We start from the raw sequence: 23,186 nt of genomic DNA on the forward strand, positions 1-23,186 counted from the left end.
ATGAAAAAGCAACTTATTTTTATATTATTTTTTGTAAGTGTATTCGGTTTTGCTCAGGAAAACCCAATTACTGTAGCTATTGATACAGCTACTATAAGAATTGGAGAGCAAATTCAATATAAAATAGTTGTAGATCAAAAAAGAAATGTACTATTTTCAAAATTACAATTAGATAGCTTAGGAAAAGTAGAAGTTGTTGAAGATTTACCGATTGATACTATTAAAAATAAACTGGAAAAAAAATACATACTTACAAGTTTTGATAGCGGACAGTACGTAATACCAAAACAACAGGTACTTGTAAATAATCGAAAGTTTTTTACAGACTCGTTATTGGTAAATGTAGCTACTGTAAAAGTAGATACAACCAAACAAAAAATGTTTCCAATAAAAGCCATTAAAAACGAACCAAAAACATTTGATGATTACAAACATTGGTTGTGGTGGATTATTCCAATTTTAGTGTTGATAGCAGTTGTTTTGTATTTCATTTTTAGAAAAAAAGAGAAAAAAGAAACTATAAAAATTGCCATACCTCCAATTCAGGAAGCTTTACAACGCTTAAAAGAATTAGACGAAAAACATTTATTGGAGCAAAAGAAAATTAAAATTTACTATTCAGAACTTACAGATATTGTAAGAACATATATAGAAAAAGATATTCATATTCCTGCGTTAGAATCAACAACCAATGAGTTGATTGAAACCATTACAGATTTTAATGAATCGAGTAAATTAGGAATATCAAAAGAAACCATACAACAATTAAAAGAGGTTTTACAAAATGCCGATTTGGTAAAATTTGCAAAATCTAAACCAATTGTTGAAGAAATTAAAGAACATAGAAATATGTCTGAACATATTTTACAAAACTTAAAACCGGTAAAAGAAACAGCAAATGAAGTGGAATAATTTTGAGTTTTTGCATCCGCAGTTTTTATGGTTATTGTTACTTATACCATTATTGGCTGTTTGGTATTTTTTAATGAGAAAAAAGGACAATGCCGCTTTAACGGTATCCAGTACAAAAGGTTTTGAAGCTAATCCGTCAATACTTTCAAAACTAAAACCTTTATTATATGTATTGCGTTTACTGGCAATAGCACTGTTAATTATAGCTTTGGCCAGACCAAGAAATGTAGAGGTAAGTAAACGTACAAAAACCAATAAGGGAATTGATATAGTTATGGCTATAGATGTTTCGGCAAGTATGTTGGCTCGCGATTTAAAACCAAACAGATTAGAAGCTTTAAAAAAAGTAGCTATAGAATTTGTTAATCAACGGCCAAATGATAGAATTGGAATTGTAGTGTATGCCGGAGAAAGTTTTACGCAAACACCAATAACAAGTGATAAGCGAATTATTAGAAATACTATTTCTGAAATAAAATGGGGTCAGCTAGAAGGAGGTACAGCAATAGGAATGGGATTAGGTTCTGCAGTAAACAGGTTAAAAGAAAGTAAAGCAAAAAGTAAAGTTATTATTTTATTAACCGATGGTGTAAATAATACAGGTTTTGTAGACCCAAAAACAGCAACTGAGTTAGCTGTTGGATTAGGTATTAAAGTTTATACAATAGGATTAGGAACAAATGGAACAGCGTCATTTCCGTATGCAAAAGATCCTCAATCAGGAAAATTATTATACAGAAATTCACCGGTAGAAATAGACGAAGATTTATTAAAATATATAGCAAAAGAAACAGAAGGTAAATACTTTAGAGCAACTGATAATTTGAAGCTAAAAGCTATTTATGATGAAATTAATAAGTTAGAAAGAACTGAAATAGAAGAATTTAAATACTATAATTATCAGGAAAAATACAGGCTTCTAGTTATTATAGCAGGTTTATTAATTATTCTGGAAATATTTTTAAAGAACACAGTATTTAAGAGTTTTATTTAGTAATAGATGTTAAAAGGTGTAATTGTTTAAGTGTGTAACTATTAACAGGTTATTTAAAATGAAGAAAAACAATTAAACAATTTCATGATTAAACAATTAAAAAACAATTATGTATCAAATAGAAGAACCAACATATTTTATATACTTAGCAATTATACCTGTTATATTTGTGCTGTTTTTGTTGGTGCTTTGGTGGAAAAAAAGAACACAAAAACAATTTGCAGATAGTGATTTAATTCAAAAATTAAGTCCGGAAAAATCTACATTTAAATCGTTCTTAAAAATAATAGCAGTATTAATAGCTTTAGCATTTTTAATAGTTTCTTTAACAAATCCAAAAATGGGAACTAAGTTAGAAACAGTTAAACGTCAAGGAGTTGATATTGTTTTTGCCTTAGATGTTTCAAAAAGTATGCTCGCTGAAGATATAGCACCCAGCAGGTTAGATAAGGCGAAACAAATAATTACGCGAATTATCGATCAATTGGGAAGCGACAGAGTTGGAATTATTATTTATGCAGGAAATTCATATCCGTTATTACCAATTACAACCGATCATGCAGCCGCAAAAATGTTTTTACAAAATGCAAATCCGGATATGGTTTCAAGCCAAGGAACAGCAATTAATGAGGCTATTGAAAGGGCAATAACATATTTTGATAATAACGAGCAAACCAACCGATTTTTATTTATAGTTTCTGATGGTGAAGACCATGAAGAAAATACCATTTCTACAGCACAAGAAGCAACAAAACAAGGAATAAAAATATATACTGTTGGTGTTGGTACCGAAAAAGGAGGTCCAATCCCAATTCAAAGTATTGGCGGAATAACTTATAAAAAAGATAATGAAGGAGAGGTGGTTATTACCCAAATGAAAGAACAAGTATTAAGAGATATTGCTAATGAAGGTAATGGGAAATATATAAATGGAAATAAAACACAAGAAACCATAGATTTTATAGAAAATCTATTAATAAAAGCTGATAAAAGTGAATTTGAAACTAAGCAATTTTCAGATTATAAAGATCAATTTCAATGGTTTATAGGTTTAGGATTGTTATTTCTAATTATTGATGTATTGTTATTAGAAAAGAAAACGAAGTGGGTACAAAAATTAAATTTATTTAATGAAAAGAAGTAGTTTGATCATCGTATTTTTATGTTTTACAACACTCTTATTTTCTCAGCAAAAAGATTCAAAAAAACTGGAACGACAAGCAAGAGAAGATGTTAGGGAAGGAAACAAGTTATACAATCAGTTAAAGTTTGAAGAGGCTGAAATTGCTTATAAAAAAGCATTGTCTAAAAACCCGAATTATCCAAAAGCTTCCTATAATTTAGGAAATACAATTTATCAACAAAATAGAGGTAAAGAAGCTGTAAGTCAGTTTGAGTTGGTTGAAAAAACTGTTAAAGATAAAATGAGTAAGGCAGAAGCGTATCATAATATGGGAAACGCTTTTATGAAAGAAAAACAGTATGATAAAGCGGTTAATGCGTTTAAAAATTCATTAAGAAATAATTCAAAAGACGATGAAACCCGCTACAATTTGGCAATGGCCCAAGAATTATTAAAAAATCAACAACAAAATAAGGATAATAAAGACAACAAAGATAATAAGGACAATAAAGACGATAAAAACAAAGATCAGAAAGATAAAGAAGGAGGAGATCAGGATAAGAAAAACGATAAAAACGAAGATAAAGATAAAGGGAAAGACAAAGAAGATGATAAAGGAGATCAACAAAAAAATGATCAGAATCAAGATAAAAAAGATGAACAAAAAGATCAAAAACCACGACCAAATCAATTGTCTCCGGAACAAATGAAACAATTGTTAGAGGCAATGAATAACGAAGAAAATAAAACTCAAAAGAAACTGAATGCTCAAAAAGCACAGGGTAAAAAAATAAAACAAGAAAAAGACTGGTAATTGAAATGAAATTAATGAAGTTTTACATACTAAGCATTTTATTAGTTACAACACAAGTAATTTTTGCTCAAATTGAGTTTAAAACCTCTGTGAGTAAAAATAAGCTAGGTGTAAATCAGCGTTTTAGAATTGAATTTACGGTAAATAAGCAAGGAGCAGATAATTTTAAACCTCCTTCATTCACTAATTTTAGAATAGCAGGAGGTCCAAGTTCATCAGTAAATCAATCGTGGATAAATGGTAAATCAAGCTATTCTCAATCGTATATTTATATTTTAGAACCCAAAAGTGAAGGCGAATTTACCATAGAGTCTGCAACTATTGAATATGATGATGAAATTGTAAAATCCAATCCTGTAAAAATAACAGTAACATCTGCAGTTGAAATTCCTAAAGACCCTAATAATCCTCATTATATTGCACAGCAGAATATACATTTGGTTGCTGAAGTTTCCGATTTAAGCCCTTATGTTGGAGAAGGAATTTATGTGGTTTATAAACTATTTGTTAGTGAAAATATAAGCGTTCACGATTGGAGGGTAAGTGAATCTCCTGAATACAATGGCTTTTGGAATCAAGATATTGAGGTTAAAGATTTAAATGTAAAAAAAGGGAAGTATAATGGGGAAGATTATCGATACCTTGTTCTTAAAAAAGCGGTTCTAATTCCGCAAAGAGCAGGTAAATTGATTATAGAACCTATAAAAATGGATTTTTCAGTTGGAATTCCAACCGGTAGAGGAGATTTTTTTGGAAATATGATTACCAGAAATATAAATTTTTCAACCGAATCAGCAGAAAAAAACGTGAATGTAAAAGCCTTGCCTGAAGAAGGAAAACCGGTTGATTTTACAGGTGCTGTTGGTGAGTTCGAATTTAAAGTTACTACAGATAAAAATGTTTTGAAAGCCAACGATGCTGCTCAAATAAAGGTTGAAGTTTCGGGTAAAGGAAATTTAAAATTATTTGAAATTCCTAAAATAACAACACCTGCAGAGTTAGAAGTTTATACACCGGAGCATAAAGAGCAAGTAGTAACTTCGTTAAATGGTTTAAGAGGAAGTGTTTCCGATATATATACAGTAGTTCCTCAGTTTAAAGGAAAATATAAAATTCCGGAAGTTTCATTTACATATTTTAACCCAAAAGAGCAAAAATATAATACAATAAAAGCTGATGCTATTTTTGTTGATGTTACTGAAGGTAAAGAGTTACCTACGGCAAGTAACACTAATGAAACAACAAAACGTACAGTTACTGCAAGCGACAATAATTTTAAATATATTGCTTTAGATACATCATTTGAGCCAAAGGAAGAACAAGATTTCCTTCATTCAAAATTATTTTACGTATTGCTTTTATTACCATTTTTAGCTGTACCAATAGGAATATTTATAGGAAATAAAAGAGCAGAACGTGCAGGCGATGTGTTTGGAAACAAAATTAGAACAGCCAATAGATTAGCTAGAAAATATCTATCAGAAGCCAAAAAACAGTTGGGCAATAAAGAAGGATTTTATATTGCTTTAGAAAAGGCATTGCACAATTTTTTAAAAGCAAAACTATTTGTTGAAACATCCGATATTTCAAAAGAAAAAATATCTGAATTATTACAAAATAAAGGTGTTAACAAAGAAACAATTAGTGAGTTTATTGATGTTTTAAACGATTGCGATTTTGCACGTTATACACCAACTACCGATGTAATGATGCAACAAGAATTTGAAAAAGCAAAAGAAGTGTTAACTAAAATTGATAAACAATTGTAAAAATGATGAAAAGAGTTGTTTTAATACTATCACTTTTTTTTAGTTTGATAATTCATTCTCAAACTGCAAATGAATTATTTTCAAAAGCGAATGAATTGTATAAAAATGGAAATTACAACAAGGCAATTGAATTGTATTTGGATATTGAAAAACAAGACTTTGTATCGGCAGAGTTGTATTTTAATTTAGGAAACAGTTATTATAAGCTGAATAAAGTTGCTCCATCCATTTATTATTATGAAAAAGCGTTAAAAATTAATCCAAATCACCAAGACTCTATATCAAACTTGGCTTTTGCAAAGCGAATGACAATTGATGTGATTGAAGATTTACCCAAAACTTTTTTACAGCGTTTTTCTGAAGCTGTTATTCAAAAATTAACATTTGATTCTTGGGCTACTATTGCAGTTATTGCTTCTTTTTTAGCTTCAATATTGTTTTTAATGTATTATTTTTCAAATTCTTCAAAAAAGAAATTGTTCTACTTTAATACAAGTATTTTTACAGTTTTTGTATTGTTAGTAACGCTGTTTTTTGCATTCAGCAATTATAAAATTGAACAAAAGAATAGAACAGCTATAATTTTTGCACCAAAAACTGAAATTAAAAATGCTCCAACTAAATCAGGTGACGAAGTTTTTGAACTTCATGAAGGCACAAAAGTTGTTGTTTTAGATGAGTTAGATAACTGGAAAAAAATTAAAATAGCCGACGGTAAAACAGGCTGGATAAAAGCCGAGGATTTGAAAGAAATTTAATCGCTTGTATTTTCTGATTTTTCATCAACTACATTTACAAAACTAGGGAACAATACAGGTGCTAAATTTTTAACCGACTCGTATAAAACCGACTCTTCTTTTTGTTCACTTGAAAGAAAGGGAATAGTATTGTTTAGTTTATTGAATATTAGTAAAACTATGCTCAATATCAATCCAATTTTTAAAGCACCAAAAACACCTCCCAATAACTTATTTAACAAACCTAAAGCTGCAAAATCAGCAATTTTAGTAAACAGTTTCCCTAATAAAGCTATTACCAGTACAATTGCAGCAAATGTAATTGCAAACGAAACTATAGTAATGTATTTTTCATCCCAAGAAACTCTTTCTGCTAAAAAATTTCCTACAAAATAAGAGAAGTGTATTGCTCCGTAAATTCCCGCAATTAATGAAACTAAAGATGCTACTTCAACAAATAAACCTTTAAAAAGCCCTCTAATAAATCCAAATACCAATAGAGCAGCAATGATAATATCAAAAGTATTCATAAATAATTTTTTGTAAATATACATTATTCGATTTGTATATTTGCAGCCAAACAAACGTTTTAAAATGTCAAGAGATCAAAAAATAAAAGAAAACTGGGAGCAATTAACTAAAATATTATCTGATAAATTTGGTGATGGAGAAGAACTTAATTTGGATGCTATTATTTATTTAATAGGTGTTCAAGAGTTAGGTCAGGGACCAAAAGAGTTTAAAAAAGATGATAAAGTTAATTTAATGCATATTGCTATTTGCCGCTTACTGGAGCCTTTTGGTTATTATGAATTTGATTTTTTTGACAACGACGGATGGCCTCACTATAAAGTAATTGAAGAGTTACCGGTTTTAAAAGCCGGAGAACAAACGGTGTTAATGAAAGAGGCTATTGTAATGTATTTTCAACAAAACGGACTGATTTAAGTTACTGCCGATTTTCGAATTATTTTTGAAAGTAAGTTTGGAGTAAAGCGTTTTAAATAAACAGCCAGTACTTCTTTAAAACCACCAATATAAACTTCTTGCTTTTCTTTTTTAACAGAGGGCAATAATTTTTTAGCAAAATTTTCGCTTGTTAAGCCATTTTTAGTTGCTGTATCCATTTTGTTTTGAGGTGTTCCATCTCCCGTAAGTGCATTAATTGAAACGTTAGTTTGAACAAAACCCGGACAAGCAATAGTAATTTGTATATTGTGTTTATAAATTTCGGCTCTTAAGCTGTCAAAAAAACCATGAAGCGCATGTTTTGATGCAGCATAAGATGAACGTAACGGAGTTCCAACTTTTCCAACAATGCTCGATGTAATTACAAAACAACCTTCATTTTTAGTTATAAAATGAGGTAAAAGCGCTTTGGTTAAAGCAATGGTTCCTAAATAATTTATATCCATTATCCTTTTATCAACATCAACAGAAGTATATTTGGCATACGAACGCTGACTTATTCCTCCATTATTAAAAAGGATATCAACACTTCCAAATAAAGCTAAAGCTTCGCTTACTTTAGGTTTTAAAGTTGAATATTTTTCTAAATCTAAAGGTAAAACTCTTATATTTTCAGAATTAACACATTCGTTTTTTACTTTATTAAGTGCGGCTTCATTTCTAGAAGAAAGAATTAATTTAGCACCAATATCAAGTTTAGAAATTTCAAGTGCAATTGATTTTCCTATACCTGAAGAAGCACCCGTTATCCAAATGGTTTTATTTGTGAAATTCATAAGAATATATTTTTACACAAAATAATAAATTTAAGTACATTTGGTTCAATTATTGAGAAAATATTCCAAAATAGTAAGACCTCATGCTAAAAAAAATTATACTGTCGTTATTATTGCTTATTACATTTTTAGGCTATAGCCAAAATACCATAAAAGGGAAGTTAAATCCTCAAACTGATACTTATAGTTGGGTTATTTTGTACCAACTTAAAGGAGCAAAGCAATTGTATATTACCAACTCTGTTATAGAAAATAGTCAATTTACACTTGAAATGCCCGAGAAATCAGAACAAGGAATGTATCGTTTAGTATATAGTATGGATAATGGTAAAAATATTGACTTTATTTATAAAAATAATAGTGTTGAAATAACATTCAATCCTGAAAACCCTTTAGAAAATATAAGTTTTATAAACTCCGAAAATAATAGTAAATATTATAATTATTTAGCAAAATCTTCTTTAATCAAAAAGAAATTAGATTCGTTGCAATTAACGTATTTTAAGCTAATTGATGAAAAAGAAAGATTAACTACTGAAAATTTATATAAAGAAGGGCTGAATTCATATCAACAAATAGAGCAATCAATAGTATTGAATAGTACAGATACATTGTTTAATAATATACTTAAAATGAAAAAAAAGTATTATGCTCCTCAACTATTTTCATCAGCTCAAGAATATTTGAATAGCGAAAAAATGCATTTTTTTGATTCTTTTAATTTTTCTACCGAAGAATTAGAAACTTCAACCCTATTGGCAGAAAAAATTGTAGACTATATTTTTTATTTGAATGTTTCTGATGATGCTGAAGTCCAAAATAAATTGTACAAAAATGCTGTTAATGAGGTTATGCAAAAAATTGGCGATAATAATGAAGTTAAAAGCGAAATTTTGTCAACCGTTTTATATACTTTTTCTCAATTAGAAAATATTGAATTAACAAACTTTTTAGTTGATAAATACAATAGTTTACCTGAAAAATATATCAATAAATCACTTGTGGAAGAAGTAGAATCGTTGATAAAACTTGCCATTGGAAAAACAGCACCCGATTTTAGTTGGAAAGAAAAAAGCAAGGAAATAAAGTTATCAGAACTTGATGTGGCAGAAAAATATATTTTGGTTTTTTGGAGCACTTCGTGTTCTCATTGTTTAGAAGAAGTTCCTAAATTATATGATTACACAAAAGACAAAGAAAATATACATGTTATTGCCGTTGCATTAGAAAAAGATGAATTAGGTTTTAATCACTATACATTGAATTATGTAAAGTGGACGAATGTTTTAGGCTTAAAAAAATGGGAAAACTCAATTGCAAAAGAGTATAAAATTACAGCAACACCAACTTATTTTGTGTTAGATAAAGATAAAAAAATTATTGCTAAACCCGATTATTTTGAAGATGTAAAAGCTTTTTTTGAAAATTAAAAGTGTAAAAAAGCATCTTCTAAATGTTCAATTTTGAAGCTATTTTGATTTTTTATAATTGCAATAATGTCAAACCTAACTTCAACATCTAAATTTTTTGAAATAATATATTCGTTAATTGCTTCGACCAAGAGTTTTATTTTTTTAGAATTTACAAAATCTTGTGGATTTCCAAAATAATTGGTGGAACGTGTTTTAACTTCAACAATGGCTAAAACATCATTTTTTAATGCAATAATGTCAACTTCCGCTTTTTGAAAGCGCCAATTTTGCTCTAAAATTTTATAGCCATTTTTCACAAGAAATTCTACTGCAATTTCTTCTCCTTTTTTTCCTAGTTCATTGTGTGATGCCATTTTTTATAAGTAAATCGATATTCTTATCTTGAATTTGTTTCAAGGACGCATAATATTCAGTGTTTTGATATGTGATGCTGAAACAAGTTCAGCATTATGAAATTACTCTATTTTAAGCGCTTTGTTTATTTATAATTCATCGTAAGCTGAATTCGTTTACGCTCAACATCAACTTCCAACACTTTTACAATAACTTGTTGGTGTAAGCTTACAATTTCGGTTACATCACTCACAAATTTATCTGACAAATTAGAAACGTGAACCAAGCCACTTTCTTTAATACCAATATCTACAAAACAACCAAAATTGGTAATATTATTTACAATTCCTGGTAATAATTGTCCAATTCTTAAATCGTTAATAGTTCTAATATCCTTATTAAATGTAAAAACTTTAGCTGTTGAACGAGGGTCTAATCCGGGTTTTTCAAGTTCTTTCACAATATCCTCAAGAGTTGGTAAACCAACTGTTTCGCTGCAATACTTTTTTAAATCTATTTTTTGTAAAAGCTCTTTATTTCCAATTAATTCAGCTACATTTTTATTTAAATCTTTCGCCATTTTTGCAACAATAGCATAACTTTCCGGATGTACAGCCGAGTCATCTAAAGGATTTTTCGCATTTTTAATTCGTAAAAATCCTGCACCTTGTTCAAAAGCTTTATCGCCCAGTCTTGGTACTTTTTTAATATCATTTCTTGAAGAAAAAGCACCTTTTTCAGTTCTGTAACTCACAATATTTTCAGCCAATTTTGGACCAATTCCAGACACATAACTTAACAATGAAGTACTTGCGGTATTGATATTTACACCAACGGCATTTACACAACTTTCTACAACGGTATCCAAACTATTTTTTAATTTGGTTTGATCTACATCGTGCTGGTATTGCCCAACACCAATAGATTTTGCGTCGATTTTTACCAATTCAGCCAAAGGATCTGCTAAACGACGACCAATAGAAACTGCCCCACGAACAGTAACATCGTAATTTGGAAATTCATCACGCGCAATTTTTGAAGCAGAATAAATTGATGCTCCCGCTTCACTTACCACAAAAACCTGAATATCTTTGTTAAAGCGCATTTTTCTGATTAGTTGTTCTGTTTCTCTTGATGCTGTTCCGTTTCCAATGGCAATGGCTTCAATTTTATACGCATCAACCAGCGAGTTTATTTTTTTCATCGCACCAATAGAATCATTTTTAGGAGCGTGAGGATAAATGGTTTCATTATACTCCAAACCGCCTTGTGCATTTAAACACACAACCTTACAGCCTGTTCTAAAACCCGGATCAATTGCCAATATGTTTTTTTCACCTAAAGGAGATCCTAATAATAATTGTTTTAAATTTTTTGCAAAAACAGCAATCGCTCCTTCATCAGCTTTTTCTTTTGCCATATTTAAGATTTCATTCGACAATGCAGGAAACAACAATCGTTTGTATGAATCTTGAATTGCTTTTTTAATTTGAACGGAACAATCGTTATTAGAACGGATAATTCTATCTTCTATTTTGATTAAAGCTCTTTCATCATCAATTTCAATTTTTACACGAATAAAACCTTCTTTTTCTGCTCTTAAAATGGCTAACAATCGGTGTGAAGGAATTCTATTTAACGCTTCACTCCAATCAAAATAATCTCTAAATTTTTGCGCTTTCTCACTTGTGCTGAGCGGAGTCGAAGTATCTTCTTTTACTTTAACTACTTTGGTGTTTATTGTAGCGAATTTTTCTAACTGATAACGAATATTATTTCGAACATCGGTACGTTCATTAACCCATTCTGCAATTATATAACGTGCACCTTCTAAAGCTTCATCTTCAGTTTTAACCTCTTCTTTTACATATTTTAAAGCAATAGATTTAATATTTGTTGCATTCTGACTCATTATAATCTTCGCCAACGGTTCTAATCCATTTTTACGAGCAGTTTCGGCCTTTGTCTTACGTTTTTTCTTAAAAGGAAGGTAAATGTCTTCTAAAACAATTAAATCGTTCGTATTGGCTATTTTTTGCTTTAATTCTTCCGTTAAAACTTCTTGCTCCTCTAAAGCTTTAAGAATAGTTACTTTTCGTTTTTCAAGCTCTTCAAATTGCGATTTGTATTTTACAATTTCACCTATTTGAACCTCGTCTAAATTTTGGGTGCGTTCTTTTCTGTAACGCGAAATAAAAGGAATGGTACAATCTTCATTTAATAACTGAATGGTATTTTCAATGCTTTTTTCAGGAAGATTGGTGTTGGATTTTATGTAGTTTACTAATTGCATTTATTTTAAATATAATTAACATAAATATAAACGTCACCTGAATTTATTTCAGGGTCTCTTAATTATTAATACAAATAGGATGAGATGCTGAAACAAGTTCAGCATGACGAACAAATTATTTTTTAACTTATCTGCTCGCCATTTTTTACCGAATCATTTTCAGGTTCAATAAAAGCTAATTTCCCGTCAGGAGTATCAGTCATTAAAATCATTCCTTGACTTTCAATTCCTTTTAAAACGCGTGGAGCTAAATTTACCAAAACGGTTACTTTTTGACCAATAATTTCTTCAGGGGAGAAGCTTTCGGCAATTCCAGAAACTATAGTACGTGTATCAATACCAACATCAACTTTTAGTTGTAACAATTTTTTGGTTTTTGGTACTTTAACAGCTTCAACAATAGTTCCCACTCTAATATCCAGCTTTGTAAAATCATCAAATTGGATGGTTTCTTTTTGTGGTTCTACAACTTTATTTTCGGCTTCATTAGCTAGTTTGGTTGTTTCTAATTTATTTAGTTGAACTTGAATTTCGCTATCTTCAATTTTAGCAAACAATAATTCTGCTTTTCCTATTTGATGATTTTCAGCAAGTAAAACATCTTTTTCAGCAACATCATTCCATTGTAAATTTTCAGAAATATTCAGTATTCCTTTTAATTTTGAAGCTGAAAAGGGTAAAAATGGCTCAGCAACAACAGACAATCCTGTTGCAATTTGCAAGGCAACATATATAATTGTTTTAACTCTATCCGGATTTTCTTTAATCAACTTCCAAGGTTCTTCATCAGCCAAATATTTATTTCCTAAACGCGCTAAATTCATCAATTCTTGTGATGCTTCTCTAAATCTGTAACGCTCAATAGAATCTGCAATTATTGATGGAAATTTTTGTAATTTTTCCAACGTTTCATTATCAACATCTGAAAATTCATTTGGTTCAGGAACAATACCTTTGTAATATTTATTGGTTAACACTACAACTCTATTGATAAAATTTCCAAAAATAGCAACCAATTCATTGTTATTTCTTGCCTGAAAATCTTTCCAAGTAAAATCGTTGTCTTTTGTTTCTGGTGCATTTGCAGTTAATGTATAACGCAACACATCTTGTTTATCAGGAAAATCTTCTAAATATTCGTGTAACCAAACTGCCCAATTTTTTGAAGTTGAAATTTTATCGCCTTCTAAATTTAAAAATTCATTTGCAGGCACATTTTCAGGTAAAATATAACTTCCTTCAGCTTTTAACATCGCCGGAAAAATAATACAATGAAACACAATGTTATCTTTTCCAATAAAATGAATAAGCTTAGTGTCTTTATCTTTCCAATAAGGTTCCCAATCTTTTCCTTCACGTGCAGCCCATTCTTTAGTTGATGAAATATAACCAATAGGAGCATCAAACCAAACGTATAGTACTTTTCCTTCAGCTTCTTCTACAGGCACAGGAATTCCCCAATCTAAATCGCGTGTAACAGCCCTTGGCTTTAAACCATCATCTAACCACGATTTTACTTGTCCTAACACGTTGGTTTTCCAATCGTTTTTATGACCTTCAACAATCCATTCTCGTAACCATTTCTCGTACTTATCTAATGGTAAATACCAGTGTTTTGTAACCTTCATTGTAGGTACATTTCCTGTAATTGCCGATTTTGGATTGATCAAATCTGTTGCATTATGACTTGTACCGCATTTTTCGCATTGATCTCCATAACTTTCTTCATTACCGCATTTTGGGCAGGTTCCAACAACAAATCTATCTGCTAAAAACTGATTTGCTTCTTCATCATATAATTGCTCGGTTGCCTCTTCAATAAATTTACCTTCATCGTATAATTTCTTAAAAAATTCTGAGGCTGTTTTATGGTGAATTTTAGCAGATGTACGCGAATAATTTTCAAAAGAAATGCCAAAATCAGCAAATGATTTTTTAATAATTGCGTGGTATTTATCTACAATATCTTGTGGCGTAACACCTTCTTTTTTTGCTTTTAACGTTATTGGTACGCCGTGTTCATCAGAACCGCAAATAAAGGCAACATCATTTCCTGTGCTACGTAAATAACGTGCGTAAATATCAGCTGGCACATATACTCCTGCTAAATGTCCTATATGAACCGGACCATTTGTATATGGTAAAGCCGCTGTAATTGTATATCTTTTTGAATTGCTCATCAAAATTAATTTAAGAAAGTGCAAAAATAAGGATTGTTTATTAGAAAAGTGAAAAGTTGATTCGGTTTTCGTAATTTGCATTATCATTTATTAATTTTAAAGAATGATTCAACCGGTTAATTTAAAGAAAGATGATACTGTTGCCATAATTTCAACAGCCCGAAAAATTACTCCCGATAAAATTATACCAGCCATTAGGTTGCTTGAAAGTTGGGGTTTAAACGCAGTTTTAGGCGATACTATTGGCTCGGAAGAAAATCAATTTGCAGGAAGTGATGAGATACGAATAAACGATTTTCAAAAAATGCTCGACAATCACAAAATAAAAGCTATTTGGTGTGCTCGAGGTGGATACGGAACAGTTCGAATTATTGACCAACTTGATTTTACGGAATTTAAGAAAAATCCTAAATGGATTATTGGTTATTCCGACATTACGGTTTTACACAACCATATCCATAATTTTAGCATTGAAACCATTCATGCTACGATGCCTTTAGATATTGAAAAAAACACCAAAATGGCTTTAACATCCTTAAAAAAAAGTATTTTCGGAAAGCCTGTTTCTTATAAAATTCCTTCTTCAGAAGAAAATAAATTGGGAAGTGCTAAAGGAGAACTTATTGGAGGAAATTTGTCTATTTTATACAGTTTATTGGGAAGTAATTCATCTATAAATACTTCTGAAAAAATTCTTTTTATTGAAGATTTAGACGAATATTTATATCATATTGACAGAATGCTGATGAACTTAAAAAGAAACGGTTATTTTGAAAATTTAAGAGGACTCATTGTGGGAGGAATGACAGATATGCACGATAACAGTATTCCATTTGGTAAAAATGCCAAAGAAATTATTCTAGATATTGTTTCTGAATACGATTTTCCGGTTGTTTTTGATTTTCCTGCCGGGCATTTAAATGATAATAATGCCTTAGTTTTAGGACGAAATGTAAAATTAGAGATTAACAACCAAACGGTAACGCTTTTGTTATAAAATATATAAGATAAAACGATTGTTATTCTAAATGAAGTGATAACAAATGAAGAACCTCATTAAATAACAATACAGATTCTTAGTTGCACTATAACAATAGGAGTTTTCAAAACAAAAAACCGCCAATTGACGGTTTTTCTCTTTTTCAAAGCAAACTTCCCAATTACTTACCTCCAAGTAGTAGAAGCTCATTTACAACAACTTCAGTTATATAGCGTTTTTCACCATTTTTATCTTCATAACTTCTTGAAGTTAATTTCCCTTCAATAGCTATTTCTCTTCCTTTTTCTAAATATTGTTCAACAATTTCAGCAGTTTTATTCCACGCTACTACATTGTGCCATTGCGTATCAGTTACTTTTTCTCCTTGTGCATTTTTATAAGATTCATTTGTAGCGATAGAGAATTTCGCTAATTTTTTTCCTGAATCTAAAGTGATAATTTCCGGGTTGTTTCCTAAGTTTCCAATTAACTGTACTTTGTTTCTTAACGTACTCATAAGATAAGGTTTAAATTATGTTGAATATCATTCGTTCAATTCAACAGGGCAAATATCTTATGTTTTAAAAATGATATTCGGTTTAAATACATTTACTTTCGATAGTAAATGTTTGTAGTCGTTTGTAAACGGATATTTTGTATATTTGTAGTACTACTTTACTAAAAAAACCTAAAATTATGATAGTTAATTATAGAAATGAGGTATGGACACCATACAAAATGGAAAGTTGGAGTGATGAAGACGAGTATTTAATATCCAACTACGGAAGAATAAAAAGAAAAAAAGTAACTGAAGATGAATGGCAGCTATCTAAAACATCATTAGTAGGAGGCTATCCTTCTTTTTGGATTCGAAAAAAAGGAAAGAGTAGAACTTCATCCAGTTATGTTCATAGGGCTGTTGCAAACATTTATTTAAAAAAAAGAGAAGATCAAAAATTTGTAATTCATTTAGATTTTGATAAAACAAATAATGAAGCTTCTAATCTAAAATGGGCAAATAAAGAAGAACTTAAGCAACATCACACTAAAAATCCTGAGTTAATTAAACGAAAAGGAGAAATTAAATATTCAAAACTCACAGAAGGTAGAGTTAGAATGATAAAAAGAAAAATATTCGACCCTAACAGAAGAACCAGAATGCGTTTAATTGCTAAGCAATTTGGAATATCTGAAATGCAATTATACCGTATAAAATCTGGTGAAAACTGGGGTCATGTAAAAATTGACGGATAAAAAGATTAAAAATTTAAATGAAAAAAAATTGCTTAGAATGCGGCGAACCGCTTAATGGTCGTATTGACAAAAAATTTTGCTCTGATTATTGTAGAAACACTTATAATAATAAGATTAACAAAGAAAGTAAAAACCTAATTAGAAACATTAATAACAGGCTTCGAAAAAATCATCGTATTCTTTCTGAACTAAATACTTTGGGAAAAACAAAGGTGACCAGAAAAAAACTTTTGGATGATAATTTCGACTTCGATTTTATTACTTCTATTTATACCACAAAAGCGGGGAATACCTATTTTTATGTTTACGATCAAGGATATTTGCCTATAGAAAACGACTATTTTTTGCTCATAAAAAAAGATTAATTATTTGATATTTAGTAATTAAGTTTAAAGTTTTTTGCTAAAAATAACGAGTTTCTAAAAAATAAATTAATTTAGAAGTACTCAATTTTTTAGTTTATGGCTTCAAAAAAATACCGTCGTATTATTTCACTACTCTTAATTGTAGGAGCAGTTTATTATAGTTTTTATTCGTTAATGCCTTCTGAAAAAATAGAAGAAACCGCAACTTCTGCAGAGTTTTCTATTAATAATGCATTGCGTCATTTAAAAGAAATTTCAAAAAAGCCTCATTATACAGGTTCAGAAGAATTAGGTGTGGTTAAAAACTACATAGTTTCTCAATTAGAGGCTTTAGGACTAAAAGTTGAAATTCAAGAGCAAACAGCCATAAATAAAAAATGGAAAGCCGCTACAAACACAGTAAATATTTTAGCTCGAATTAAAGGAACTGAAGAAGGGAAAGCACTACTGTTACTTTCACATTACGATTCCAATCCGCATTCTTCACTTGGCGCAAGTGATGCAGGAAGTGGAGTTGTAACAATTTTAGAAGGTGTAAGAGCTTTTCTTACTCAAAATAAACAACCAAAAAACGATGTTATTATTTGTATTACGGATGCTGAAGAGCTTGGTTTATTGGGAGCGAATGCTTTTGTAAACCATCATCCTTGGGTAAAAGATGTTGGGTTAGTACTTAATTTTGAAGCTAGAGGAAGCGGAGGTCCAAGTTACATGTTGCTAGAAACTAATGGAGGAAATAAAAATTTAATTGAAGCATTTCAACAAGCAAAAACACCCTATCCGGTTGCAAATTCTTTAATGTATAGCATTTATAAAATGCTGCCAAATGATACTGATTTGACTGTGTTTAGAGAAGATGCTGATATTGATGGTATTAATTTTGCTTTTATTGATGATCATTTTGATTATCATACAGCACAAGATTCTTATCAGCGATTGGATATAAGCACTTTAAAACATCAAGCATCTTATTTAACAGCAACACTAAACTATTTTGCATTCAATAATTTGGATAATTTAAAAGCTCAGGATGATTTTGTTTATTTTAATTTTCCGTATTTCGGAATGGTTTTTTATCCGTTCTCTTGGGTTACACCTATTTTTATAGTGTGTGTTTTTGCATTTTTAGGTTTAATTTTTAGTGGATTTACAAAAAGAAAATTAAGGGTTAAAGGAATTGTAAAAGGCTTTATTCCTTTTATACTTTCTATTGTAATTTCGGGTGTAACGGCTTATTTTGGATGGAAACTATTGCTTAAAATTTATCCGCAGTACAACGATATTTTACAAGGATTTACCTATAATGGTTATATTTATATTATAGCATTTGTATCGTTAACAATTGCTATATGTTTTTGGTTTTATAAAAGTTTTTTTCAAAAAAGAACAAATCAAGATTTACTTATTGCACCATTGCTAGGTTGGATTATACTGAATGGATTTATTGCTTTTTATTTAAAAGGTGCAGGGTTTTTTATACTTCCTGTTATTGTTTTATTGATAATTTTGGCCGTTCTACTATTTTCTGATAAAGAAAATAACACCTTATTATTTACTATTTTAACAATTCCGGTATTGGTAATTTTTGCTCCTTTGGTAAAAATGTTACCTGTTGGGTTAGGATTAAAAATGTTAGCAATAAGCAGCGTGTTTACAGTGTTGTTATTTGGAGTTTTAACACCTGTTTTTTACAACTATTCTAACAACAAACAGTTAATCAAACTTTTTAGTTTAATTGGATTAATAGCGCTTATTTCAGCGTCATTCACGTCTTCTTATTCAAAAGACAGGATGAAACCAAACAGTATTTTATATGTGCTTGATACAAATAAAAAGGAAGCATATTGGGGAACCTATAATTTAAAGTTAGATCAATTTACCAAACAATTTTTAGGTGAAAAACCTACTGAAGGAAGTTACGATGAAAATACGACCGCCAGTAAATATAAAACCAAAATAAAATGGCATACAAAAGCTGAGATTAAAGATTTAAAAAAGCCGTTGATTCAAGTACTTTCCGATACTGTAATTAATAAAAACAGAAAAGTTTGTTTGAGTATTATTTCTGAAAGAAATGCCAATAAAATTGAAATATTATCTAAAATCCCAATCAGATTTAAGTCTTTTAAAGTTAACGATGAAGATTTAAAACGTAAATGGAGTAATCCGTATGTGCTTACAATTGATAAAGGAACAGTTTTGACCTATTATTTAACTAAGAATGAGATAATTGATATAGAAATGATTGTTGATGAAGGTCAACAATTTGATTTAGATATTTTAGAAGCTAAGTACGATTTGTTTACTAATCCTCAGTTTGATATTCTACCTCGTACAGAGGAAATGTTGCCAATGCCTTTTGTTTTAAACGATGCAACGGTTGTAAAAACCAATATTCAATTTTAAAAATGAGAAATTTAACGTTATTAATTATTTTAAGTTTGGCAGTTGCTTGTAACCAAAATAAAGATCAACAAAAATCAAAATATTTATCAGAAGATATAACATATCCAAAACCTGAATTAAATGCTAAAAGTGCAACGTATTTGTATCATTTTGCATACGAATGCATTGATAAAGAATATCCCAATAAATTAGGACAGGTTTTAGGTGATAGCACATATTTAAAAGAACCTTCAGAACTGCATCCTGCTTTTTACGGCTGTTTCGATTGGCATTCTTCAGTTCATGGGCATTGGGCACTGTTAAATATTATAAAACATCAACCTAATTTTGAGCTTAAAGAAGAAATTTGGCAAAAACTTAAAAAAAATATAACGAAAGAACATATTTTAAAGGAAGTTGACTATTTTGATGATATTCATAATAAGAATTTTGAAAGAACGTATGGTTGGGCTTGGTTATTAAAAATTGCAGAAACTTTACAGGATTGGGATAATGATAATGCAAAAGAATTATATACAAACTTGAAACCTTTGGTTGAATTGATTGAAAACAAATATGCCGAATTTTTACCTAAATTAAAGTATCCTATTAGAGTTGGTGAGCACCCAAATACAGCTTTCGGAATGTCTTTTGCGTTAGATTACGCAAAAAAATATTCACCTAAACTAGATAGTATAATTACGCAAAAAGCTAAAGAATATTATTTAAACGATAAAGGATGCCCAATAACTTGGGAACCCGGAGGTTTCGATTTTATATCACCTTGTTTACAAGAAGCTTCATTAATGTTAAAAGTGCTTCCAAAAGATGAATTTGAAATTTGGTTAGATGATTTTTTGCCAAATTTCAGAACCAATCCTACAGCGTATTTAAAAGTTGCTGAGGTAACTGACAGGTCTGATGGTAAGTTGGCTCATTTAGATGGTTTAAATTTTAGTAGAGCTTGGTGTTTGTATGAAATAGGAAAAGAGTTAAACAATAAAAAAATGCTCAATTTGGCAAATGAGCATTTTAATTATAGTTATACAAAAATGGACTCCGGTGAATATGCCGGAGCTCATTGGCTAGCTTCTTTTGCTTTATATGCTATACTAAAAAGTAATTAACTTTTAATAGGGGTTTTAAATTCGGTTATGCGAATGGTATTGGCCATACCTCTCTTTTTAACAGGCATAGAAGTAATGTTAATAGCGTACTCACCTTCGTTTAAGTAACCGCGTTTGTGCGCCAGATTATTGATGTCTTCAATAGTTTGATCGGTACTAACAAAGCGATCGTAAAATACACCTTTAACTCCCCACAATAAATTTAGCATGGCTAAAATTCTTCTGTTTGAAGAAAATACCAAAATATTTGATTTTGGTCTCCATGATGATATATGGAAAGCTGTAAAACCAGAGTCGGTTAATGTTGTAATTACTTCTGCGTCTATAGAATTAGCCATAAGTGCAGCTTGATGACAAATGGTTTTAGATATAAAACGTTCGTTAATACATTGTACATATTCTTCAGGTACTGATATTAAAGGTGAATTTTCAACGCTTTCAATAATTTTACGCATTTGCTTAATTACCTCTAATGGAAATTCTCCAACCGATGTCTCACCTGAAAGCATAACGGCATCTGCGCCATCCATAATAGAGTTTGCAACATCATTTACTTCTGCTCTTGTAGGAACTTGATTTGTAATCATTGTTTCCATCATTTGCGTTGCAATTATTACAGGAATATGTGCTTTTTTAGCTTTTAACACTAAACGTTTTTGAATTAACGGAACTTTTTCCATCGGTACTTCAACTCCTAAATCTCCACGAGCCACCATCAAACCATCGCAATAAGGTGTTAATTTGTCAATATTAGCAACAGCTTCAGGTTTTTCAATTTTTGCAATTATAGGAATTTTATATGCTGAATGCTCTTTAATTATTTCTTTAAGATGTATTAAATCCTCAGGAGTTCTTACAAAAGATAATGCAATCCAATCAACTTCCATTTCAATAGCAAATAAAACATCTTTTTTGTCTTTTTCGGTAAGTGCAGGTAAAGATATTTTTGTGTTAGGTAAGTTTACACCTTTTTTAGATTTTAATTTACCACCACGTAATACTTTTGTTGTAACATTTTTATCTCTATCGGTTGCAGTAACTTCAAATAAAAGTTTACCGTCATCAACTAAAATTTGCTCACCAACTTCAACATCTTTTGGGAAGTTTTGGTAGGTCATATAAGCTTTTTCGGCAGTTCCTTCGCATTTTTCAGTAGTAAAGGTAAAAGTATCGTCTATTTTTAAGTTTACGTTTTCAGCCATTACGCCTACACGTAATTTAGGACCTTGTAAATCGGCTAAAACAGCAACATTAAATTCACGTCTTTTATTAATTTCTCTAATTATTTTTATTCTTTCTTCAACATCAGCATATTCTGCGTGTGAAAAATTAACTCTGAATACATTTACACCAGCTTCCATCATGTTTTCAATAATTTCCTTAGTGCCGCAAGCAGGGCCAAGGGTTGCAACTATTTTGGTGCGTTTTCTGTTTTTTGCCATTGTTAAAAAATTAGATTATTTTTTGATTTTAATATACTTGGTTCAATTGAGTATGAAGTTATTATTTGGTTAATTTTATTTAAATTTTCAACTAATTTTATGCTGAAACTTTGGCTGTTACAACCTTCAATTTTTAAAAAAAAATCAACTTTCTTTTTTTCCGGTATTAAATAATAGGTTGTGCTATAATTACCTCCAAATAACCCTTCATTATTTTTATCGTTTTCAAGTTGTATATCCTTGTTATTTATTAAATAATAATTAATAAAATTAATATCATCTTTATACTCAAACATTGGGAATTCTGCATTTGAATCTTTAAAATCTAAATGATGTTTAAACCTTACAAATTTAGTTTTTAAATGCTTGTTTATTAGATATGCCAACCTGTAATCTTCTTCAGTTGAGTGAATACCTATTAATGAATAATCATCTTCTAAATCAAGTGTTAATAGTTGCATATAAAAAATGAATATTGATATTGCAAAAGTACCATTGTTTAATTATAGTAACTAATTATTTTACGAAAGCGTATTCGTAAAATTCATTTTAAGAGTTCGACATTTCATTTTGGAAAGCGTAATATGCTCTTTTAGAAGCTGTTTCTTCAGCTTTTTTCTTTGAAGTTGCTCTTCCTTTAGCTATTATTTTACCTTCTAAATATAATTTAACACTAAAATGCATTACTTCATCATTTCCGGTGTCTTCATAAACGTCATAAAGAAAATCTTTTTTCTGTTTTTGGCACCATTCAATAAATAAGCTTTTATAGCTTGTTATTTTACCTTCTAATTTTGGAACATCTATATAAGGTACTATTACGCGTTTATTTATAAATTTTTTACAATAATTATAGCCTCTATCTAAATAAATAGCCCCAATTAACGCTTCAAAAACGTTTCCATGAATATTTTCACCAAATTTTGATCTTGAAATACTGCTTTTTACAAAGCGTAATAAGTCTAAATCTCTTCCTAATTCATTCAAATGTTCTCTACTAACTATTTTAGAACGCATTTGAGTAAGATATCCTTCATCTCCGGAAGGAACTTCTTGGAATAAATAGGAAGCTATAACTGCACTAAGCATAGCATCTCCTAAAAATTCTAAACGTTCAAAATTAACAGGATGTCCTGTAGTTTTATCTACAGCTTTTATTGAACGATGAATAAAAGCCTTTTTGTAAAGTTCAATATTTTTAGGGGTAAAACCTATAATCTTTTTTAAATCAACAAAAAATACCTCGTCTTCTTTTGAGCGAGTTTCAATAATTTTTCGAATGAAGTTCATTCAGTTTTGTT

At 30.0% G+C, this 23,186-nt stretch carries 22 protein-coding genes; 13 read left to right on the forward strand and 9 right to left on the reverse strand.

What is annotated here, in order from left to right; genetic code table 11:
* The 6 genes from HGB55_RS02855 (at position 1) to HGB55_RS02880 (ending at position 6,370) form a co-directional block, all read left to right on the forward strand.
* The gene (locus tag HGB55_RS02855; RefSeq protein ID WP_168814474.1) at positions 1–912 is read left to right on the forward strand and encodes a hypothetical protein; all 912 of its coding nucleotides are present in this window, start codon (positions 1–3) and stop codon (positions 910–912) included.
* Positions 899–1,906, forward strand: a complete 1,008-nt coding sequence (locus HGB55_RS02860) for a VWA domain-containing protein (RefSeq protein ID WP_168814476.1) — start codon at positions 899–901, stop codon at positions 1,904–1,906. Before HGB55_RS02855 ends, HGB55_RS02860 begins: the two co-directional genes overlap by 14 nt.
* Before the next feature lie 109 nt (positions 1,907–2,015).
* A complete protein-coding gene (locus tag HGB55_RS02865) occupies positions 2,016–3,050 on the forward strand; it encodes a VWA domain-containing protein (protein WP_211047331.1) in 1,035 nt (344 codons plus the stop codon).
* Positions 3,037–3,843: a tetratricopeptide repeat protein gene (locus tag HGB55_RS02870; RefSeq protein ID WP_168814477.1), complete on the forward strand. Its 807-nt coding sequence runs from the start codon at positions 3,037–3,039 to the stop codon at positions 3,841–3,843. The genes HGB55_RS02865 and HGB55_RS02870 overlap by 14 nt, the downstream gene beginning before the upstream one ends.
* A gap of 14 nt (positions 3,844–3,857) precedes the next feature.
* Complete coding sequence (locus tag HGB55_RS02875) at positions 3,858–5,612, forward strand: BatD family protein (RefSeq protein WP_371807794.1); 1,755 nt, start codon at positions 3,858–3,860, stop codon at positions 5,610–5,612.
* A gap of 2 nt (positions 5,613–5,614) precedes the next feature.
* Positions 5,615–6,370 carry a tetratricopeptide repeat protein gene (locus tag HGB55_RS02880; RefSeq protein ID WP_247649176.1) on the forward strand — a complete coding sequence of 252 codons (756 nt, stop codon included), beginning with the start codon at positions 5,615–5,617 and terminating at the stop codon, positions 6,368–6,370.
* Here HGB55_RS02880 and HGB55_RS02885 read toward each other — a convergent pair.
* Positions 6,367–6,879 carry a CvpA family protein gene (locus HGB55_RS02885; RefSeq protein WP_168814481.1) on the reverse strand — a complete coding sequence of 171 codons (513 nt, stop codon included), beginning with the start codon at positions 6,877–6,879 and terminating at the stop codon, positions 6,367–6,369. The genes HGB55_RS02880 and HGB55_RS02885 overlap by 4 nt on opposite strands.
* A 64-nt stretch (positions 6,880–6,943) precedes the next feature.
* On the opposite strand from HGB55_RS02885, the gene HGB55_RS02890 reads away from it, so the two are divergent.
* Positions 6,944–7,297, forward strand: a complete 354-nt coding sequence (locus tag HGB55_RS02890; RefSeq protein ID WP_168814483.1) for a hypothetical protein — start codon at positions 6,944–6,946, stop codon at positions 7,295–7,297.
* On the opposite strand, the gene HGB55_RS02895 is transcribed toward HGB55_RS02890, so the two are convergent.
* Positions 7,294–8,094 carry an SDR family oxidoreductase gene (locus tag HGB55_RS02895; RefSeq protein ID WP_168814485.1) on the reverse strand — a complete coding sequence of 267 codons (801 nt, stop codon included), beginning with the start codon at positions 8,092–8,094 and terminating at the stop codon, positions 7,294–7,296. The genes HGB55_RS02890 and HGB55_RS02895 overlap by 4 nt on opposite strands.
* An 83-nt stretch (positions 8,095–8,177) precedes the next feature.
* Between HGB55_RS02895 and HGB55_RS02900 the strand changes: the two genes are divergently transcribed.
* Entirely contained in the window at positions 8,178–9,524 is a 1,347-nt protein-coding gene (locus HGB55_RS02900) for a TlpA disulfide reductase family protein (RefSeq protein ID WP_168814486.1), read from the forward strand.
* Here HGB55_RS02900 and HGB55_RS02905 read toward each other — a convergent pair.
* The 3 genes from HGB55_RS02905 to metG all read right to left on the reverse strand — a co-directional run bounded on the left by HGB55_RS02905 (position 9,521) and on the right by metG (position 14,333).
* Positions 9,521–9,880, reverse strand: coding sequence for a YraN family protein (locus HGB55_RS02905; protein WP_168814487.1), 360 nt, complete (start codon positions 9,878–9,880; stop codon positions 9,521–9,523). The genes HGB55_RS02900 and HGB55_RS02905 overlap by 4 nt on opposite strands.
* Positions 9,881–10,005: 125 nt before the next feature.
* On the reverse strand, positions 10,006–12,153 hold the full coding sequence (locus tag HGB55_RS02910; protein WP_168814488.1) for a Tex family protein: 2,148 nt from the start codon (positions 12,151–12,153) through the stop codon (positions 10,006–10,008).
* Between the two features lie 122 nt (positions 12,154–12,275).
* Positions 12,276–14,333: a methionine--tRNA ligase gene (gene metG, locus HGB55_RS02915; protein ID WP_168814493.1), complete on the reverse strand. Its 2,058-nt coding sequence runs from the start codon at positions 14,331–14,333 to the stop codon at positions 12,276–12,278.
* A 103-nt stretch (positions 14,334–14,436) separates the two neighbouring features.
* On the opposite strand from metG, the gene HGB55_RS02920 reads away from it, so the two are divergent.
* Positions 14,437–15,330 carry an LD-carboxypeptidase gene (locus tag HGB55_RS02920; protein WP_168814495.1) on the forward strand — a complete coding sequence of 298 codons (894 nt, stop codon included), beginning with the start codon at positions 14,437–14,439 and terminating at the stop codon, positions 15,328–15,330.
* Between the two features lie 163 nt (positions 15,331–15,493).
* On the opposite strand, the gene HGB55_RS02925 is transcribed toward HGB55_RS02920, so the two are convergent.
* The gene (locus tag HGB55_RS02925; RefSeq protein ID WP_168814497.1) at positions 15,494–15,829 is read right to left on the reverse strand and encodes a single-stranded DNA-binding protein; all 336 of its coding nucleotides are present in this window, start codon (positions 15,827–15,829) and stop codon (positions 15,494–15,496) included.
* A 179-nt stretch (positions 15,830–16,008) separates the two neighbouring features.
* Here HGB55_RS02925 and HGB55_RS02930 point away from each other — a divergent pair, with 179 nt between their 5' ends.
* The 4 genes from HGB55_RS02930 (at position 16,009) to HGB55_RS02945 (ending at position 20,443) form a co-directional block, all read left to right on the forward strand.
* Positions 16,009–16,566 (forward strand): HNH endonuclease, encoded by a 558-nt coding sequence (locus HGB55_RS02930; RefSeq protein WP_168814499.1) that lies wholly within the window; start codon positions 16,009–16,011, stop codon positions 16,564–16,566.
* A gap of 17 nt (positions 16,567–16,583) precedes the next feature.
* A complete protein-coding gene (locus HGB55_RS02935) occupies positions 16,584–16,931 on the forward strand; it encodes a hypothetical protein (RefSeq protein WP_168814501.1) in 348 nt (115 codons plus the stop codon).
* A gap of 96 nt (positions 16,932–17,027) precedes the next feature.
* The gene (locus HGB55_RS02940) at positions 17,028–19,337 is read left to right on the forward strand and encodes a M28 family peptidase (protein WP_168814503.1); all 2,310 of its coding nucleotides are present in this window, start codon (positions 17,028–17,030) and stop codon (positions 19,335–19,337) included.
* 2 nt (positions 19,338–19,339) lie between these two features.
* Entirely contained in the window at positions 19,340–20,443 is a 1,104-nt protein-coding gene (locus tag HGB55_RS02945; RefSeq protein WP_168814505.1) for a DUF2891 domain-containing protein, read from the forward strand.
* Here the strand turns inward: HGB55_RS02945 and pyk are convergent.
* From pyk to rnc, 3 genes are all read right to left on the reverse strand, one after another.
* Positions 20,440–21,885 (reverse strand): pyruvate kinase, encoded by a 1,446-nt coding sequence (gene pyk / locus HGB55_RS02950; protein WP_168814507.1) that lies wholly within the window; start codon positions 21,883–21,885, stop codon positions 20,440–20,442. The genes HGB55_RS02945 and pyk overlap by 4 nt on opposite strands.
* A 2-nt stretch (positions 21,886–21,887) precedes the next feature.
* Positions 21,888–22,346, reverse strand: coding sequence for an IPExxxVDY family protein (locus tag HGB55_RS02955; RefSeq protein ID WP_168814509.1), 459 nt, complete (start codon positions 22,344–22,346; stop codon positions 21,888–21,890).
* A gap of 88 nt (positions 22,347–22,434) precedes the next feature.
* Complete coding sequence (gene rnc / locus HGB55_RS02960; protein ID WP_168814511.1) at positions 22,435–23,175, reverse strand: ribonuclease III; 741 nt, start codon at positions 23,173–23,175, stop codon at positions 22,435–22,437.
* Positions 23,176–23,186 lie beyond the last annotated feature (11 nt).

It is taken from the genome of Lutibacter sp. B1, assembly GCF_012524075.1.
Taxonomy (GTDB): domain Bacteria; phylum Bacteroidota; class Bacteroidia; order Flavobacteriales; family Flavobacteriaceae; genus Lutibacter.